The organism is Shewanella sp. Scap07, from assembly GCF_013394145.1.
GTDB lineage: Bacteria > Pseudomonadota > Gammaproteobacteria > Enterobacterales > Shewanellaceae > Shewanella > Shewanella waksmanii.
This window is the reverse complement of record NZ_CP041329.1, coordinates 2,911,784-2,930,603: the sequence shown is the minus strand read 5'-3', so window position 1 is coordinate 2,930,603 and position 18,820 is coordinate 2,911,784. Positions and strand designations below refer to the sequence as shown.

16 protein-coding genes are annotated in these 18,820 nt (G+C 45.2%); 12 read left to right on the top strand and 4 right to left on the bottom strand.

Translation table 11 applies throughout. The features are described 5' to 3' along the window. Positions 1-11: 11 nt before the first annotated feature. On the bottom strand, positions 12-1,076 hold the full coding sequence (locus FLM48_RS12830; protein WP_179024890.1) for an efflux RND transporter periplasmic adaptor subunit: 1,065 nt from the start codon (positions 1,074-1,076) through the stop codon (positions 12-14). Between the two features lie 1,006 nt (positions 1,077-2,082). After that, the gene (locus tag FLM48_RS12825; RefSeq protein ID WP_028772436.1) at positions 2,083-3,369 is read right to left on the bottom strand and encodes a citrate synthase; all 1,287 of its coding nucleotides are present in this window, start codon (positions 3,367-3,369) and stop codon (positions 2,083-2,085) included. Between the two features lie 412 nt (positions 3,370-3,781). On the opposite strand from FLM48_RS12825, the gene sdhC reads away from it, so the two are divergent. From sdhC to sucD, 8 genes are all read left to right on the top strand, one after another. Next, a complete protein-coding gene (sdhC, locus tag FLM48_RS12820; RefSeq protein WP_028772435.1) occupies positions 3,782-4,177 on the top strand; it encodes a succinate dehydrogenase cytochrome b556 subunit in 396 nt (131 codons plus the stop codon). Next, a complete protein-coding gene (sdhD, locus tag FLM48_RS12815; protein WP_179024889.1) occupies positions 4,171-4,518 on the top strand; it encodes a succinate dehydrogenase, hydrophobic membrane anchor protein in 348 nt (115 codons plus the stop codon). Before sdhC ends, sdhD begins: the two co-directional genes overlap by 7 nt. Next, the gene (gene sdhA / locus FLM48_RS12810) at positions 4,519-6,285 is read left to right on the top strand and encodes a succinate dehydrogenase flavoprotein subunit (RefSeq protein WP_028772433.1); all 1,767 of its coding nucleotides are present in this window, start codon (positions 4,519-4,521) and stop codon (positions 6,283-6,285) included. Between the two features lie 10 nt (positions 6,286-6,295). Further along, entirely contained in the window at positions 6,296-7,003 is a 708-nt protein-coding gene (locus tag FLM48_RS12805; RefSeq protein WP_028772432.1) for a succinate dehydrogenase iron-sulfur subunit, read from the top strand. Positions 7,004-7,248: 245 nt separating this feature from the next. Next, positions 7,249-10,068: a 2-oxoglutarate dehydrogenase E1 component gene (gene sucA / locus FLM48_RS12800; RefSeq protein ID WP_028772431.1), complete on the top strand. Its 2,820-nt coding sequence runs from the start codon at positions 7,249-7,251 to the stop codon at positions 10,066-10,068. A 32-nt stretch (positions 10,069-10,100) separates the two neighbouring features. Beyond that, on the top strand, positions 10,101-11,291 hold the full coding sequence (odhB, locus tag FLM48_RS12795; protein WP_179024888.1) for a 2-oxoglutarate dehydrogenase complex dihydrolipoyllysine-residue succinyltransferase: 1,191 nt from the start codon (positions 10,101-10,103) through the stop codon (positions 11,289-11,291). Positions 11,292-11,392: 101 nt separating this feature from the next. Next, positions 11,393-12,559 (top strand): ADP-forming succinate--CoA ligase subunit beta, encoded by a 1,167-nt coding sequence (sucC, locus tag FLM48_RS12790; RefSeq protein ID WP_028772429.1) that lies wholly within the window; start codon positions 11,393-11,395, stop codon positions 12,557-12,559. After that, the gene (sucD, locus tag FLM48_RS12785) at positions 12,559-13,431 is read left to right on the top strand and encodes a succinate--CoA ligase subunit alpha (RefSeq protein ID WP_028772428.1); all 873 of its coding nucleotides are present in this window, start codon (positions 12,559-12,561) and stop codon (positions 13,429-13,431) included. Before sucC ends, sucD begins: the two co-directional genes overlap by 1 nt. Before the next feature lie 58 nt (positions 13,432-13,489). Here the strand turns inward: sucD and FLM48_RS12780 are convergent, their stop codons facing one another. Next, positions 13,490-15,136, bottom strand: a complete 1,647-nt coding sequence (locus FLM48_RS12780; protein WP_179024887.1) for an FMN-binding glutamate synthase family protein — start codon at positions 15,134-15,136, stop codon at positions 13,490-13,492. 194 nt (positions 15,137-15,330) lie between these two features. Here FLM48_RS12780 and FLM48_RS12775 point away from each other — a divergent pair, with 194 nt between their 5' ends. After that, positions 15,331-15,834, top strand: a complete 504-nt coding sequence (locus FLM48_RS12775) for a GNAT family N-acetyltransferase (RefSeq protein ID WP_028772426.1) — start codon at positions 15,331-15,333, stop codon at positions 15,832-15,834. A 66-nt stretch (positions 15,835-15,900) separates the two neighbouring features. Here the strand turns inward: FLM48_RS12775 and fur are convergent, their stop codons facing one another. Further along, positions 15,901-16,332 (bottom strand): ferric iron uptake transcriptional regulator, encoded by a 432-nt coding sequence (fur, locus tag FLM48_RS12770; RefSeq protein WP_028772425.1) that lies wholly within the window; start codon positions 16,330-16,332, stop codon positions 15,901-15,903. A 288-nt stretch (positions 16,333-16,620) separates the two neighbouring features. Between fur and cobB the strand changes: the two genes are divergently transcribed. The 3 genes from cobB to FLM48_RS12755 all read left to right on the top strand — a co-directional run bounded on the left by cobB (position 16,621) and on the right by FLM48_RS12755 (position 18,653). Further along, complete coding sequence (gene cobB / locus FLM48_RS12765; RefSeq protein ID WP_028772424.1) at positions 16,621-17,364, top strand: Sir2 family NAD+-dependent deacetylase; 744 nt, start codon at positions 16,621-16,623, stop codon at positions 17,362-17,364. Then, entirely contained in the window at positions 17,365-17,850 is a 486-nt protein-coding gene (locus FLM48_RS12760; RefSeq protein ID WP_179024886.1) for an ATP-binding protein, read from the top strand. Between the two features lie 131 nt (positions 17,851-17,981). Then, complete coding sequence (locus tag FLM48_RS12755) at positions 17,982-18,653, top strand: Type 1 glutamine amidotransferase-like domain-containing protein (protein WP_179024885.1); 672 nt, start codon at positions 17,982-17,984, stop codon at positions 18,651-18,653. Positions 18,654-18,820 lie beyond the last annotated feature (167 nt).

Sequence of the window (18,820 nt, the reverse complement as noted above, 5' to 3'; positions counted from 1 at the left end):
GCGACTCCCTGCTATTGTTTAGCTGTAGCGATTTGGCTGCCGCCAATCACCTCAACTAACGATTGATCCTTCAAGTTTTGCTGACCGCGAACCACTATTTGTTCACCAGCGCTAATACCTGATACCACTTCAACCGTTTCTGCTTCACGGTAACCTAAGGTTACTTCGCGTCTGGCGGCGTTTTCGCCCTCTACGACATACAGTGCGTATTGGTTATCTTGGTTAATAACCGCATTGTACGGCACGGTGATCACATCGCTGTGGGTGTCATAGCGCAGCTCGACTCGGGTGAACATACCCGCTTTTAATTTTGCTTGCTCATTGGGTACAGAAAGCGTGACCTTAAAGGTGCCGCTGTTCGCATCTACTACTGGGCTGACACGCAGCACTTTAGCGTGAACCACCTGATCGGTATGCTTGTTGGCAAAAAGCTGCGCGTCTTGTCCAAGGCGCAAGCTAGAAAGTTGTGCTTCGGGTAGATGAACAATGCCGTAGAGCTCATCTTGATTAACAACATAAAATAGTTGCTCAAACTCTTTGGCCATATTGCCCGCTTTAACAAACCGAGTCGCCACGACGCCATCGATTGGGGAGCGCACCATACTTTCTTCAACATGTAGTGCTGCTAAATCGCGTTTGGCAATTGCCGCTTGTAGGTTGTATTCAAGTTTGGCCATGCTGTCGGCACTGATAAACTCTTTGTTGCTCATTTTTTTCAAGCGATTTAATTCTTGCTCGATGATTTCAACTTCTGCTTGCGAGCGTGCTAAATCATATTTCTGACGTTTAGCATCAATAACCGCTAATAATTGTCCTTTGCTAACTCGATCGCCTTCTTCAACATTAAGGTTTTCAATTAAACCGGCGATACGAGTCACAACGTGTGCTTCTTGTGGGGCTTCTAAGGTGGCGGTGGTGCTATAGAAAGATGAAACATCACCTTGTATGACGGTAGTGGTTTCTACTGGGATAGCGTATTTCTCTTCCTCTTTAACCTGTTCTTCATTACCACAAGCGCTTAATACAGAGATGAGCAGAAGGGGGAGAGCGATTTTAAATTTAGCCGCAGTGTCCATGTGATCTTACCTTAATTATATTAGTCCAGTGACTAGAGATAAGCATGATGCGTGCCATGTTTTTAAAGTTAACTTTTACAAGGGTTTAGGTGTTTATACCAACATTGGTAATGTTAATTTTTCACTAAATGTAGTGAAAATGTATAAATTGTGAGGATTTTAACAATGTAAACTCAACGCGATGGGTTGCGGATAAAATGAACCCACTGCACGGTTAAAATGTGGCATCAGTCGAGTAGCGTAATATCGCTATAATTAGCCACTAATACCAATCAGTATAAACATTTAGTCACTCAGCGAGAATTTAGCGGTTCTGAGGTAAGGTCCTTAAATGCTCCTGCATTAATGACATTCACCACATCCATGTGGCTTGCAACGAGTGAAGAGCATAGTTATTCTACGGTTAAGCTCGTTAACACAGCATCAGAATCGCTAAAACTCGCCATTCTGGCGCGTTTTTGGCTGCCTACTTCTGCGTTGAATAATTTCACAAGGGAACAACCATTGTTTCAATCATTCGCCTTGAATTAGTTTGCCCAAAGCGCGCTGAGTAGATCAAATTCTTATACTGATTGGTATAACTAGTACAATCGGCATCGCTAATGATTGTCTGCCTGCAAATGCCAATCAGCGAAGAGAGCAGCGTAAAACATTGCAACTGTGTCGCTGTTGATCAGCATGACTTATTGAGATTTATGCGCGAGCATGAAAAACAGGCAGAGTTTGGGTGATATTTGAGCATTTAGTCTAAAGCGGCAACACTAATGGTAAAAATTATTTACCTTTTAGTTGTACGTTTCATCTCATGTTTTAACCGCACGAGCCATAGCATGAGTTATCGTAACAATTTTTAGCATGGCACTAAACTGCGATTAGCGAACTGGCCGATAGCCAAACTGTTCACTATCGACATATTGATGGCGTTTAACTGCCAATAAAAAAGGCACCCGAGGGTGCCTTTATGTCGACTCAATAGCTTGGCTACTCAGCCGTTATAAGCAATTAATTAGCGCTTATCTAGTGGTACAAAACTGCGGTCGTCAGCACCAGTGTATAGCTGGCGTGGACGGCTAATTTTGTGACCAGGTTGGTCTAGCATTTCTTTCCAGTGTGCAATCCAGCCGACAGTACGAGCTAGTGCAAATAGCACTGTGAACATACTGGTTGGAATGCCAATCGCTTTCATGATGATGCCTGAGTAGAAGTCGACGTTTGGATAAAGTTTCTTAGACACAAAGTACTCATCTTCAAGTGCAATGCGCTCAAGTTCCATCGCCACATCTAGCAGTGGATCATTCACTTTGAGCTCACTCAGTACTTCATGACACGTTTCACGCATCACTTTAGCACGAGGGTCGAAGTTCTTATAAACACGGTGTCCAAAGCCCATTAGACGGAATGGATCTTCTTTATCTTTTGCACGTGCAATGAACTCAGGAATACGATCGACACTGCCAATCTCTTCAAGCATGTTCAAACAAGCTTCGTTAGCACCACCGTGAGCAGGGCCCCATAGTGACGCGATACCCGCTGCAATACATGCAAATGGGTTAGCACCAGAAGAACCTGATAAACGTACGGTAGAAGTTGATGCGTTTTGTTCGTGATCAGCATGCAAGATGAAGATACGATCCATTGCGCGCTCAACGATTGGATTGACTTTGTACTCTTCACAAGGCACAGCAAACATCATGCTTAGGAAGTTACCCGCGTAGCTTAAGTCGTTACGTGGATAAACAAATGGCTGGCCAATTGAGTACTTGTAGCACATGGCTGCAATAGTCGGCATTTTAGACACTAAGCGGAATGCTGCAATTTCGCGGTGACGCTCATCATTAACATCTAGCGAGTCTTGATAGAACGCTGAAAGTGCACCAGTCACACCACATAGCATGGCCATTGGGTGAGCGTCACGGCGGAAACCTTTGAAGAAGGTTGCTAGCTGTTCGTTCACCATAGTGTGAGTTTTTACGGTGTGTACGAACTCGTCGTACTGTGCCTTGTTTGGCAACTCTCCGTAAAGCAGTAGATAACAAAGATCTAAGTAATCAGATTCAACAGCTAGTTCACCGATAGGGTAACCGCGGTGGGTAAGAATACCTTGGGCGCCATCAATGTAGGTGATTGCAGATTCGCAAGAAGCTGTCGCTAAAAATCCTGGGTCAAAGGTAAAGTGACCTTTGCTACCGAGTTTACTGATGTCAATGACATCAAATCCTGCCGTTCCCTTTTTGATAGGCAGATCAATCGAGTCGTTCCCTGGCAGTTCCAATTTGGCTATATTATCAGCCATACCCCGTTCTCCTTACTTCATTCTTATGTGAGTGCGGCTTATCAAACGCCCATACTTTACAGTGAATCTAGATCACATTTCAATTTAAATAACCGTTTAAATTCCTTAGACCATGGTCTTAAATTGACCAAACCCCTTGCCAGAACAGCATGTTGGCAGATTTTTTTACCAAAAAAACAAAATTTGCATAATGTGATGTTTGTATTTGACATTTGCCGGGCGTATACTTGCTTCGGCTCTTAGGAGCTACAAACATTTCAATTCAGTTACCACTTTTTTACATGCTGAATTAGTCGTTTCTTAATTGATTAACTGTTTGTTTAAACTTTTCTTTTGTGGCGAGTTTGTATATTAGCCAAACTGATGTGCAAATTTTGAACAAAAGAGGTTCAAATAACAAAAATAATGCTCAATGGAGCAGAGTGAGCAGAACGTGAAAAAGCAAAGACCTGTCCATTTAGATCTGCAGACCATTCGCTTTCCAGCGACTGCGATTGCGTCAATTCTTCACCGTATATCCGGTGTCATCATGCTGTTTGCCGTCGGCATTCTTATCTGGTTGTTGAGTGAATCACTCGCATCAGCAGAGAGTTTCGCAGGCATTCAATCCCTGTTCGATAATGTCATCGTTAAGTTCATTGTCTGGGCAATTCTTACCGCGCTTGGTTATCACCTTGTAGTTGGCTTACGCCATCTTGCGATGGATGCTGGCTTCTGGGAAGAACTTGAGTCAGGAAATGCTTCAGCGAAGGTCGCATTTGTTATTGCGGCAGCACTATCTATCATTGCGGGGGTTTGGGTATGGTAACAAATGCAGCCAGTCTTGGACGCAGTGGTGTTCATGATTTTATTCTTATACGCGCTAGTGCTGTAATCTTAACCCTCTACACCATTTTCTTAGTGGGTTTTATCGCAACTAGTTCTCCTCTCACCTATGACGCTTGGCACGGTTTATTCAGCACGCTGCCTATGAAAGTGTTTACACTACTCGCATTGGTTGCGATTCTAGTTCACGCTTGGATCGGTATCTGGCAAGTGCTAACAGATTACGTTAAGCCGCTAGCCCTTCGTGGTGTACTCCAGTTTGTTTTCGTCGTTACCGCTTTTGCTTACCTAGCAGCGGGCATTACAATTGTGTGGGGTGTCTAAGTGAGTATTCCAGTACGCGAATTTGATGCAGTAGTTATTGGTGCTGGTGGCGCCGGTATGCGTGCCGCATTACAGATTTCAAAAGAAGGTAAAAGCTGCGCGCTTTTATCAAAAGTTTTCCCAACTCGTTCGCACACAGTATCTGCGCAGGGTGGTATCACCGTTGCGTTAGGTAACGCGCACGAAGATCACTGGGAACAACACATGTACGATACCGTTAAAGGCTCTGATTTTATTGGTGACCAAGAAGCGATTGAGTTCATGTGTAAAACAGGACCTGAAGCGATTATCGAACTTGAGCAAATGGGTTTACCTTTCTCTCGTTTTGAAAACGGTAAAATTTATCAGCGTCCTTTCGGTGGTCAGTCAAAGAATTTTGGTGGCGAGCAAGCTGCACGTACTGCAGCGGCAGCGGACCGTACCGGTCACGCACTGCTTCATTGCTTGTACCAACAAAACGTAAAGCACAAAACAGAGGTTTTCTCTGAGTGGTATGCGTTAGACCTAGTTAAGAACGAAGACGGTGCCATTGTTGGTTGTACTGCCATCGAAATTGAAACCGGTGAAATCGTTTATTTCAAAGCTAAAGCCACTATCTTAGCAACAGGCGGTGCAGGACGTATCTATGCGTCAACGACCAATGCTCACATTAACACCGGTGACGGCGTGGGTATGGCAATGCGCGCGGGTGTACAAATGCAAGATATGGAAATGTGGCAGTTCCACCCAACCGGTATTGCCGGTGCAGGTGTGCTGGTCACTGAAGGTTGTCGTGGTGAGGGTGGATATCTACTCAATAAAGACGGCGAGCGTTTCATGGAGCGTTATGCACCTAATGCCAAAGACTTAGCTTCTCGTGACGTCGTTGCTCGTTCAATGATGACAGAGATCCGTGAAGGCCGTGGTTTAGATGGCCCATTAGGTCCTCACTGTTTACTTAAACTGGATCACTTAGGTAAAGAAACACTAGAAGCACGTCTTCCAGGTGTTTGTGAACTATCACGTACCTTTGCGCATATTGATCCAGCTGATGGCCCAATTCCTGTACTACCAACGTGTCATTACATGATGGGTGGTCTACCTGCTAAAGTGAGTGGACAAGTTGTTCGCCAAAACGCAGATGGCGGCGAAGAAGATGTTGTTGGCTTATTTGCTGTTGGTGAGATTGCCTGCGTATCAGTGCACGGTGCGAACCGCCTAGGTGGTAACTCACTGCTCGATTTAGTGGTATTTGGTCGTGCAGCAGGTCAGCATTTAGGCAAAGCCCTTGATGCGACGGCAACACCAAAAGATGCAACTGATGCTGATATTGCACAGTCTTTAGCGCGACTTAACCGTTGGGAAAGCAACAAAGACGGTGAAGACCCAGCACAAATTCGTAAAGATTTGCAACTTTGTATGCAGCTTAACTTCTCGGTATTCCGCAGTGGCGATGCAATGGCAGAAGGTCTAAAAGAGCTTAAAGCGATTCGTGATCGATTAGCTAATGCCAAGCTATCAGACAACTCAACTGAGTTTAATACTCAACGTATTGAATGCTTAGAGTTAGATAACTTAATGGCGACGGCTATCGCGACAGCATACGCAGCGAACTTCCGTACAGAAAGTCGCGGTGCGCATTCTCGTGAAGATTATCTTGAGCGTGATGATGATAACTGGTTGTGTCACAGCCTGTTTGACCCAGCGACTGAAGAGATGTCACGCCGAGCGGTGAACATGGAGCCTAAGCTTCGTGAAGCATTCCCACCGAAGAAGCGTACCTACTAAGGAATTTGAGATGAATTTGAAGATAGCAGTTTATCGCTATAATCCTGATGTAGACACAAAGCCTTACATGAAGGATTATACGTTGGAAGTTGCCGAAGGTACCGATATGATGGTGCTGGACGTGCTGATGTTGCTTAAAGAGCAAGATCCAACTTTGGCATTCCGTCGCTCATGCCGTGAAGGTGTTTGTGGTAGTGATGGTGTCAACATGAATGGTAAAAATGGTTTGGCTTGTATTACGCCAATTTCGACCTTCAAGGGCAAGAAGCTTGAAGTACGTCCATTGCCAGGCATGCCAGTTGTACGTGACTTGATTGTAGATTTAACTCAGTTCTACAAACAGTATGAGAAGATTAAGCCGTATTTGATTAACGATGATAAAACACCTGCGCGTGAACATCTGCAATCGCCTGAAGAACGTGCACACTTAGATGGTTTGTATGAGTGTATTATGTGCGCATGTTGTTCTACAGCTTGTCCATCATTCTGGTGGAACCCAGATAAGTTTATTGGACCAAGTGGTTTATTGCATGCATATCGATTCCTAATCGATAGCCGCGATACCGCTACAGAAGAGCGCTTATCTGAGCTTGATGATGCCTACAGCGTATTCCGTTGTCACGGTATCATGAACTGTGTGGATGTCTGTCCTAAAGGACTAAATCCAACCAAAGCAATTGGACATATTAAGTCTATGTTGCTTAAGAGAGCAGTATAAATGCAGCATCCCGGGCTAATTTTAATAATCATATAGCTCGTGCTGAGTCACTTCTCTAATTGGGGAAGTGGCTCTTTTGTGTAATGGAACTACAATAATGCCGTGACTCTGGATAGAAGAGTGTCGTATTGGTAATCAATATGCTTCTCTCGGGCGGCAAATATTTTGCAATACAGGGCGCAGCCCGACTATTGCATTTTGAAGACTTTGGCTAAACACGTGTATAAAGTTTGAAAGGAATAGAAATGCACCAAGGCATCATGAAAGCCTGGCTCGAATCGTCTCACCTAAGTGGTGCGAATTCGACCTATGTAGAAGAGATGTATGAAGCCTATCAAGAGGACCCTCAGTCAGTTTCACAAGACTGGCAGGTGGTATTTGATAACCTCCCTTATGCTAACGGTGCGTCAAAAGAAGTACCGGAAGCTGCCCACTCCAAAGTACGAGACTATTTTCGTAGTCTAGCTCTTGAAGGCCGTCAAAAGGGTTCTGCCCGCGTGACGGATCCTGAAGTTGATGCTAAACAAGTTAAAGTCCTACAGATGATTAACGCCCACCGTTTCCGTGGTCACCAGAATGCGAATCTGGATCCACTAGGTTTATGGAATCGTGAGCCGGTATCAGAATTGGACCCAGCCTTCCATGGGTTAACTGACGAAGATATGGAGCGTGAATTCAATACAGGTTCATTTGCACATGGTGGTGAAACCATGCAGCTACGTGATCTTGTTAAAGCACTTAAGGCCACATATTGTGGCTCGATTGGTGCGGAATACATGCACATTACCGATACCGAAGAGAAACGTTGGATTCAACAACGTTTGGAGCCGTCCTTAGGTAGAGCTAATTACGATAAACCCATTAAAACCCGCATTTTAGAAGGACTCAATGCAGCTGAAGGTATGGAAAAATACCTTGGTGCTAAGTTCCCCGGTGCTAAGCGTTTCTCACTTGAAGGTGGTGATGCGTTGGTACCAATGATGCGTGAGATTATCTATCGCGGTGGCCAAGCGGGTACCAAAGAGATGGTCGTCGGTATGGCTCACCGTGGTCGTCTTAACTTGCTGATCAACATTTTAGGTAAAAAGCCTCAAGAGTTGTTCGACGAGTTTGCTGGCAAACACAATGACGCGCTCGGTTCTGGTGATGTGAAATATCACCAAGGTTTCTCATCCGATTTTGAAACGCCAGGTGGCAATGTTCATCTAGCGCTAGCCTTTAACCCATCGCATCTTGAAATCGTTAACCCCGTGGTTATGGGCTCTGTTCGTGCTCGTCTAGATCGCCGCGGTTGTGATACCGGTTTACAGGTAATGCCAATTACCATTCATGGTGATAGTGCGATTACCGGTCAAGGTATTGTGCAAGAGACATTTAACATGTCTCAAACGCGCGCATTTAAAGTCGGCGGCAGTATTCGCATCGTGGTTAACAACCAAGTTGGTTTTACCACTAACTTAACCGAAGACGTACGTTCAACAGAGTACTGTACTGATATCGCGAAAATGGTTCAGGCACCTATCTTCCATGTTAATTCTGATGATCCTGAAGCTGTGGCATTTGTTGCTCAGCTAGCTGTTGATTATCGTAATGAATTTAAACGTGATGTTGTGATTGATTTGGTTTGTTATCGCCGTCATGGCCATAACGAAGCTGATGAGCCTAGCGCTACTCAGCCGCTAATGTATGCCAAAATCAAAAAACACCCAACGCCACGTAAGATTTATGCTGATCGCCTGATTGCAGAATCAACGCTGGCAGCAGATGAAGTCACCTCCATGATTAACGATTATCGTGATGCATTAGATCACGGGGATTGTGTGGTCAGAGAGTGGCGCCCAATGACACTGCATTCTGTCGATTGGTCACCCTATATCAATAAAGAGTGGGATGACGGCTACAATGCGCAGATGCCAATGGCACGTTTACAAAATCTTGCTAACAAGATTAGTGATGTACCAGAAGGGCATAAACTGCAATCTCGTGTCGCTAAAATCTACAAAGACCGCGTTTTGATGGCCAATGGTGAAAAACTATTGGACTGGGGTTTCGCAGAAACCTTAGCTTATGCTTCTATCCTTGAAGACAACAAACGCGTGCGTATTACTGGCCAAGACTCTGGAAGGGGCACATTCTTCCACCGTCATGCGGTACTACACAATCAAAATGACGCGACAGCCTATCTACCACTGCGCCACATTGCTGATGAGCAAGGACCGATTGATATCTCTGATTCAGTCTTGTCTGAAGCGTCGGTATTGGCATTCGAATATGGTTATGCGACTGCTGAACCTAGTGGCTTAACAATTTGGGAAGCGCAATTTGGTGACTTCGCGAACTGTGCCCAAGTGGTGATTGACCAGTTCTTATCAAGTGGTGAGCAAAAGTGGGGCCGCTTGTGTGGTCTAACCATGTTGTTACCCCATGGCTATGAAGGGCAGGGTCCTGAGCACTCGAGCGCACGTTTAGAGCGCTTCTTACAGTTGTGTGCAAACCACAATATGCAAGTCTGTGTGCCGTCAACTCCGGCTCAGGTATATCACATGTTACGTCGTCAGGTCGTGCGCCCAATGCGTCGTCCACTTGTCGTCATGTCACCTAAGTCTTTGCTGCGTCATCCACTTGCGGTATCGAGTTTAGAAGAGCTCGCCGAAGGTACATTCCAAAACGTGATTGCTGAAACCGATGATATCGATACCAGCAAAGTTGATCGCGTGGTGTTCTGTAGCGGTAAGGTTTACTTCGAATTGCTTGAAAAACGTCGCAAAGAGAAAGCGGACAACGTTGCATTAGTTAGAGTAGAGCAGCTGTATCCATTCCCCCATGAGGATATGGAAAAAGTGCTTGCTGACTACCAACACGTAAACGATTTCGTTTGGTGTCAAGAAGAGCCACAAAACCAGGGTGCATGGTACTGTAGCCAGCATCATTTCTGGACGGCGATTCCAAATGGCGCAACCTTAACTTATGCCGGTCGTGAAGCCTCTGCGGCACCTGCATGTGGTTATCCAGCGTTGCACGCCAAGCAGCAAGAAGCATTGATTAATAGCGCATTAAAACTGTAGTAATAGACAATTTATAAAAAGGATAGTGATCCATGAGTATCGAAATCAAGGTACCCGTACTGCCAGAATCAGTTGCTGATGCAACAATTGCCACATGGCACGTTCAAGCTGGCGAACAAGTTTCACGTGATCAAAACCTAGTTGATATCGAAACAGATAAAGTGGTTTTAGAAGTGGTTGCACCAGAAGATGGTTCAATTACTGAGTTTCTAGCCGAAGAAGGCGATACCGTGCTTGCAGAAGCCGTGATTGCTAAGTTTGTTGCTGGCGCTGTAGCAGGTCAAGAAGTGACTAAAGCTGAAGCAGAAGCGGCAAGCCCAGCTGCTGAAGCCACTGACGAATCTAACGATGCGCTAAGCCCATCTGTACGCCGCCTGATTGCCGAGCACAATGTTGATGCCGCGCAAATCAAAGGTACTGGTGTAGGTGGACGAATCACTAAAGAAGACGTTGAAGCTTTCGTTAAAGCCGCGCCTGCAGCTGCCGCCAAAGCAGCACCTGCAGCCGTTGAGCCATTAGCTGAGCGTAGCCAAAAACGTGTCCCTATGACACGTCTACGTAAAACAATTGCTAACCGTCTGCTTGAAGCTAAAAACTCAACAGCGATGCTGACCACTTTTAACGAAGTGAACATGAAACCTATCATGGACATTCGTAAGCAGTATCAAGAAGTGTTTGAAAAGCGTCATGGCATCCGTTTAGGTTTCATGTCTTTCTATGTCAAAGCCGTGACTGAAGCACTAAAACGTTACCCTGAAGTGAATGCATCAATTGATGGTGATGATCTTGTTTATCATAACTATTTTGACGTAAGCATTGCCGTTTCAACACCGCGTGGTCTAGTGACTCCTGTACTGCGTGATACCGACACGATGAGCCTGGCTGACATTGAGCGTAACGTACGTGAATTAGCACTTAAAGGCCGTGACGGTAAACTGACTGTTGACGACATGACTGGCGGTAACTTCACAGTGACTAACGGTGGTGTATTTGGCTCACTTATGTCGACGCCAATTTTGAACCTGCCACAAAGTGCGATTTTAGGCATGCATGCTATTAAAGATCGCCCAATGGCAGTGAATGGTCAGGTTGAAATCCTGCCTATGATGTACCTAGCACTCTCTTATGACCACCGTATTATCGATGGTCGTGAGTCTGTTGGCTTCTTGGTTGCTATTAAAGACTTCCTAGAAGACCCGACTCGTCTACTACTCGACCTGTAAGACGATGTTGTTTGGATGCTCATCATTGGGTGAGCATCACCCCTCGCTACTGACTCAAATGAGTTGGTTGGATTTGATAAGAAGTATACGGATAGATCATCATGAATTTGCATGAGTATCAGGCAAAAGCCCTATTTGCCGAATATGGTTTACCAGTGTCAGAAGGTTTTGCATGTGATACAGCTCAAGAAGCTGTTGAAGCGGCAGGCCGTATTGGCGGAGATATGTGGGTTGTTAAGTGTCAAGTACACGCAGGCGGCCGTGGTAAAGCAGGTGGCGTAAAAGTTACCGGCGATAAAGAAGAGATCAGAGCCTTTGCAGAAAACTGGTTAGGCAAAAATCTTGTCACCTATCAAACAGACGAAAAAGGTCAGCCAGTTGCTAAAATTCTGGTAGAAAGCTGCACCGATATCGCCAATGAACTCTATCTAGGTGCGGTTGTAGACCGTGCAACTCGTCGCGTAGTGTTTATGGCGTCGACTGAAGGTGGTGTTGAAATTGAAACTGTGGCTGAAGAAACGCCAGAGTTAATCCACAAAGCTATCATCGATCCACTAGCGGGTCCACAGCCATATCAGGCACGTGACCTAGGCTTCAAGTTGGGCCTAAACCCAACTCAAATGAAGCAGTTCACTAAGGTCTTTATGGGCTTAGCGACAATGTTTGAAGATCATGATTTTGCACTACTTGAAATCAACCCACTGGTTATTACCGACGAAGGTAATATCCATTGTCTTGATGGCAAAATCGGTATCGACGGCAACGCGTTGTTCCGTCAACCAAAAATTCGCGACATGCACGATCCGTCTCAAGACGATGCACGTGAAGCGCACGCAGCGAAATTTGAACTTAACTATGTAGCACTTGACGGCAACGTTGGCTGCATGGTGAACGGTGCCGGCCTAGCAATGGGTACAATGGACATCGTTAATCTACATGGTGGCAAGCCAGCTAACTTCCTTGATGTGGGCGGTGGAGCAACTAAAGAGCGTGTAGCAGAAGCATTCAAGATCATCCTATCTGATTCAAACGTGAAAGCGGTTCTTGTGAACATCTTTGGCGGAATCGTACGTTGTGACATGATTGCTGAAGGTATCATCGGCGCAGTTAAAGAAGTGGGCGTTGAAGTCCCAGTTGTTGTGCGTCTAGAAGGTACCAATGCTGATTTAGGTCGTGAAGTGCTAGCTAACTCTGATCTAGATATTATCGCTGCTACAAGTCTAACTGACGCGGCTGAGCAAGTAGTTAAAGCTGCGGAGGGCAAATAATGTCTGTATTAATTAACAAAGATACCAAAGTTATCTGTCAAGGTTTCACTGGTGGTCAAGGTACATTCCACTCTGAGCAAGCTATCGCATACGGTACGCAAATGGTCGGTGGTGTATCACCAGGAAAAGGCGGTCAGGTTCACCTAGGTCTTCCAGTATTTAACACAGTTAAAGATGCGGTAGCTGAAACAGGTGCAACAGCATCAGTTATCTACGTACCAGCTCCTTTCTGTAAAGATGCTATCTTGGAAGCTATAGACGGTGGCATCGAGCTGATCGTTTGTATTACCGAAGGTATCCCAACACTAGACATGCTTCAGGTTAAAGTTAAGCTTGAAGAAACTGGTGTGCGTATGATCGGTCCAAACTGCCCAGGTGTTATCACTCCAGGCGAATGTAAAATTGGTATTATGCCAGGTCACATTCATAAGCCAGGTAAAGTTGGTATTGTTTCACGCTCAGGTACCTTGACGTACGAAGCGGTTAAGCAAACCACTGACGAAGGTTTTGGTCAGTCTACTTGTGTTGGTATTGGTGGCGACCCAATCCCAGGCACTAACTTCATCGACGTATTGGAAATGTTCCAAAACGATCCACAAACTGAAGCGATCGTAATGATTGGTGAAATTGGTGGTACTGCTGAAGAAGAAGCGGCTGAATATATCAAAGCTAACGTAACTAAGCCTGTTGTTTCTTACATTGCTGGTGTGACTGCACCAGAAGGTAAGCGTATGGGCCATGCCGGCGCAATTATCGCTGGCGGTAAAGGTACTGCTGAAGATAAATTTGCAGCGCTAGAAGCGGCGGGCGTAAGCACTGTTCGCTCACTTGCTGATATCGGTAAAGCACTACGTACTAAAACTGGCTGGTAATTAGCCGCTAGTTTAACGTAGAAAAAAGGCGCCATTGAGGCGCCTTTTTTATGTGTCACTAGTTTTGATGCTGTGAGAATTCAGCAGGTTTTAATACGTAAGTATCTTCACAATAAAACTGTTCGCTTGAGCAACTGTCCCACCATGTCAACCAAGCCGGATCGCTGATATTGCCTTCAAGCAATGCGTTGGCTTGAAGCGGCTGAATTAAACTGCTTGAAGATATCAGTAAACCGTATGGAGAGCGGCGTTTAATCATTTGCGCTGTGAGTTTAGCGGGATCGTCAAGCCCCATGCTGCCCACCAATTCGTAGAAGCTTTTTAACGTATTACTATGAAAGTTCTTTACTCGCATACCTTTGTCTTCAACATCTACGGCTTTCGAGCGAGCAGGATCTTGAGTGGCAATGCCTGTGGGACAAAGATTGGTGTTGCAATGCCTTGACTGAATACACCCCAAGGCTAACATCATGGTGCGCGCGGCATTGACTACATCAGCACCAGCGGCAATTTTACTTAAGATATCAAAGCTAGAGGCAGTTTTACCTGAGGCGATGATACGAATGTTGTCTCTCAGCCCGCAACCAACCAGCACATTATGGACAAAGTAAACACCTTCTAAACACACCATGCCTAATCGGTTGGTGAATTCAACTGGGGCCGCGCCCGTACCGCCTTCTGCGCCATCCACGGTGATAAAATCCGGCAGGATATTGGTGGCCAACATGGCTTTACAAATTGCCATAAATTCAGCCGGATTACCGACACACAGCTTGAAGCCGATTGGCTTGCCACCACTGAGCTCACGCAGAGTACTAACGAAATTAAGTAGATCTTTAGGCGTGGTGCATTCTGGGTTTACCGCAGGTGATACGCAGTCTCTATCGCGGCGAATATGGCGTATTGTTGCAATCTCTTCGGTTATTTTGGCTTTTGGTAGTACACCACCGTGACCAGGTTTCGCCCCTTGGCTGAGCTTAATCTCAATCATTTTGATTTCAGGTCGAGTGGCCATTGCCGCAAAACGTTCAGGGTGAAAGTTACCGTCATCATCGCGGCAGCCAAATAGCCCTGAGCCGATTTGCCAAACAATATCGCCGCCGTGCTTTAAATGATAAGGGCTGGCGCTACCTTCGCCGGTATTGTGATAACAACCCGCAAGTTTGGCGCCTAGATTGAGGGCTTCAATGGCATTGGCACTTAACGAGCCATAGCTCATCGCCGAAATATTGAGATAAGAAGCTTGGTAGACTTGCTGACATTGTGGTCCGCCAATGGATACACGTTTAGCTTCTGGGCGGATGGTCTGGGGTGCAAGCGAGTGCCACAGACTCAAGTAATTCTCTTCTAGTAGGTCTCGCTGCGTACCAAAAGCAATAGTATCGCGTACGTTTTTAGCTCGCTGATACACCAGCGAGCGTTGTTCACGATTAAAAGGACGCTCTTCTGTGTCATTCGCTATAAAATACTGCTGTATTTCAACACGGTAGGATTCGAGGAAGTAGCGAATATAGGCAACCACAGGATAGAGGCGGTTTAAGGTATGCGGGCTGTGCTTGATATCGTAGTAACCAATAATGGAATAGCCTACGCTAAAGCACAACGCTAACGCACTAATCGTGCCACCCATAGTGCTATACCAGTAAAGTGCTAGCGCATTACCTAAAGTCGCAATCAGCCAAAACACTTTTTGCATAATTGTCATAGAACCTCCTTGTGGCAACCGTACAATGTTTGTGCAGTTTATGATTGTTGATTATATTGCTAATCATGGTTTTGTCTGTAGTTATTTGAAAATAATTGCAAAGCTCTTTTTTTTCGCTCAGAGTAATATGCTTATATTCGTCGCTATTACAGCGAGCGAGATTGTTCATTTCATCAATAGCCGCGGGGGGCAGTATGCAGATAGCTGAAACAGAAAGGTTGATTATTCGGCAGTTTACCGAAGATGATATACCGGCTTTGTATGATATGAATCGTGATCCCAAAATCCTCACTTATATTCCTACGCCAGCAATGACTGACATTCGCCAGGCGCGGGTGTTATTTAATGAAGTGCTATTGCCAGACTATGCGTCGAGAGGTTATACCCGCTGGGCAGTTGAGCATAAAGCCGATAAGCGAGTGATTGGCTTTTGTGGTCCTAAGTTTATTGAAGAGTTTAATGAAGTCGAGCTAGGTTATCGTTATTTCCCTAAATATTGGGGCCAAGGTATTGGGGTCGAAGCGGCCAATGCAGCGCTCGATCAATTTGGCCGTTTTGGTATTACTCAAACCATCGCACTGATTTTAAATGGCAACGATGCGTCTGAAAAAGTCGCCCAGAAAGTGGGGATGCATTTTAGAGAAAATTCAACGTTTATGGGTCATGGGGTTAAAGTGTATTTTAAACAGTTAAGTTAAAATCACTGGATAACCAATACAAAAAAACCAGCATAATGCTGGTTTTTTTATCAACTCTAATGTGTATTAAGCGTCGCCGTGGTCGCACTCGTCATTAGTGCACACACCATAAAGGTATAAGCTGTGGTTAGTCAGCTTAATGTTATGTTTCATGGCGATTTCATCTTGACGAGTTTCGATAACGTCATCAGAAAACTCAATCACTTTACCGCATGATAAACACACCAAGTGATCGTGATGCTGGCTGGTTGATAATTCAAATACGGCTTTACCACTTTCGAAGTGGTGGCGGGTAACAATACCGGCATCATCAAATTGGTTAAGTACGCGATAGACCGTCGCTAGGCCAATTTCTTCACCAATGTCCAATAACTTCTTATACAGATCTTCTGCGCTGATGTGTTGGTTCTCGGGTCCTTGCATCAGTTCTAGGATCTTGACTCGTGGTAGGGTAACTTTCAGTCCCGCTTTTTTTAGCGCTTGATTTCCATCTGTCATTACGAATCTCTTGATTGCAGAACCATTAGCACAGCCAATTACGGTTCATGGTGTGAATATTGTAACCCATTATAGGGGCACAAATTAAAAACTTAAACCTTTGATCTGCCTTTATAGATGCTTAGCAAATAAATTAGTCAATTAGTAGGGTAAACCTGCGATAAATGCTGCAATTTAAGCATACATTTTGTAGTGTTATTTATACTAACGCCCAATAGCAGCTTAATTTGTGATAGGGCATGCTCTACAGTGTGACTAGAAATAACAATAACCTAAAAAGGAAAGCTGATGTATCGACAAATCGTAGTGCTTACCGGCGCCGGCATTTCGGCAGAGTCTGGTTTACGAACTTTTCGCTCTCAAGATGGCTTATGGGAAGAGCATTTAATTGAAGATGTCGCCACACCTGAAGGTTATGCTCGCGATCCTCAACTGGTGGAGCGCTTTTACAATGAGCGCTGGCGTCAGTTACACAGTGGCGATGTTGAACCTAACTTAGCTCATGTCGCGTTAGCTAAATTGGAAAAAGAGTTCCAAGGCGAGTTATTGATTGTCACGCAAAATATTGATGATTTGCACGAACGTGCCGGTTCGCGTCGACTGCTGCATATGCACGGTGAATTGTCTAAAGGTCGCTGCCCGCGTTCTCGTCAAACTTTTTTACTGCGTGATCCATTAGGTGAAGATCACACGTGTACTTGCTGTATCCCAGCGCAGCGCCTACGACCCCATGTGGTGTGGTTTGGTGAAATGCCCATTGGCCTAGACAGAGTGCAACACGCGTTAGATCATTGTGACCTCTTTATCGCCATTGGTACCTCTGGCAGTGTTTATCCTGCCGCAGGTTTTGTTGATACGGCTAATCATCATGGGGCACAAACCGTTGAGGTCAATATTGTTGCACCAGATAATGACAGTCAGTTCCAATATCATCTTCAGGGTAAAGCCAGTAGCCTAGTGCCGCATTTGGTTGAGCGTATCTTGAACGATGAGGTGATAAGCGATCAATATGAAACAGAACTCACTGCATAGATGAGCCCGACTTCAAAGGATACTGACACTCGTGCTGTTGCTGCGCCGGTTGCCATTATTATGCGTGGCCTGCCGGGCAGTGGTAAAAGTCACTGGGTTGAGCAATTTATTCAATCGCAATCCATTGAGCAAGCGCTGGCGATACGCCAGCGTGGCTACTTCTCAACCGATAAGTGGTTTTATCAGAAAGGACAATATCGCTTTCAAGCGCATAAATTGGCTGAATATCATCAAAAAAACCTTAGTGGGTTTATACAAGCCTTAGCAAACAAAGAGCCTGTTGTTATCTGCGACAATACCAATTTAGCGCTGTGGGAATTTATGGCATACGAAATTGCCGCTAAAGCATTAGGCTATCAAGTGCGTATTGTTTTAGTGGGCGATCCGCTTGATTCCAGCCACCAACAACTCTGTGCTGAGCGCAATCAACATCAAGTCCCTTTAGCGCAGATTAAAAAAATGGCGTTAAATTTTCAGCCAAGCTAAAGCCGTAGGCTTTTATGATTGGCCATCCCAAGTGTTGACTGTTTTTGGCAAAAATTGCCTGTAGACGGTTTACTTAACCTCTTAGAATCGCTTAAGTTATCAATGGGGCGCTAATTTAACAGGAAGCAAAAATGGCAAGTCATCAACAGTTGGGCAAATTAATATTACTCAGTGCCCTTGATAGCCCAAATGTCGCCATCGCCTTACAACAACATATGCGCTTTTCGACTTCGGCACCTAATGTGGGCTATCTAGCCTCTGGCCACGAAGCTCAGCGCCAATACTTCAGTGCAACCCAACAAGTGTATGCATCTTTCGGGGCGCAGATGGATACCTATTGCGAACTTACCCAAGACTACAGTGCACAAGCTTTTAGTGACTTACTTAACTGCGACATGATTCATTTGGCAGGCGGTGACACATTTGGCTTTCTGCAAGGTGTAATACAAAGGCAGGTTAGCGAACAACTGGTGCAGTATTATCTGCAAGGGGGCAGTTTTATTGGCTTAAGTGCGGGGGCAATGTTGTTAACTGATACTATTGCAACTGCGCCGCTCTGTGGCGACAACAATGCCGTTGGTCTTAAGGACCTATCGGGTCTTGGCTTATACCCTAATCTGTACGTTCCCCATGTGACAGACCCACAAGCGTTAGTCCCTAAGCTACAACAATTTGCTGATGATCACGTAGACCAATTGCACAGCGATACCGTAGTACTTGCCAGTGATAATGACGTGATTGTTTACAGCCATGGACAACAGCAAGTTTATGGTCAGCCGCTATTTTGGTCATTAAATGACTAGTTTTAGCTTTGATGCTGCTAGAGTATTTCATTGCTAATTAGCGTATTATCAATAGTTTGCGTATTAATTTAAGCCTACTTACTCGTTACCATACCTAGGTGTGACTGCTGACATCAGGCAGCCATTGCTCGGGTGTAAATTCAACATGACAACCACACAGTGATTAT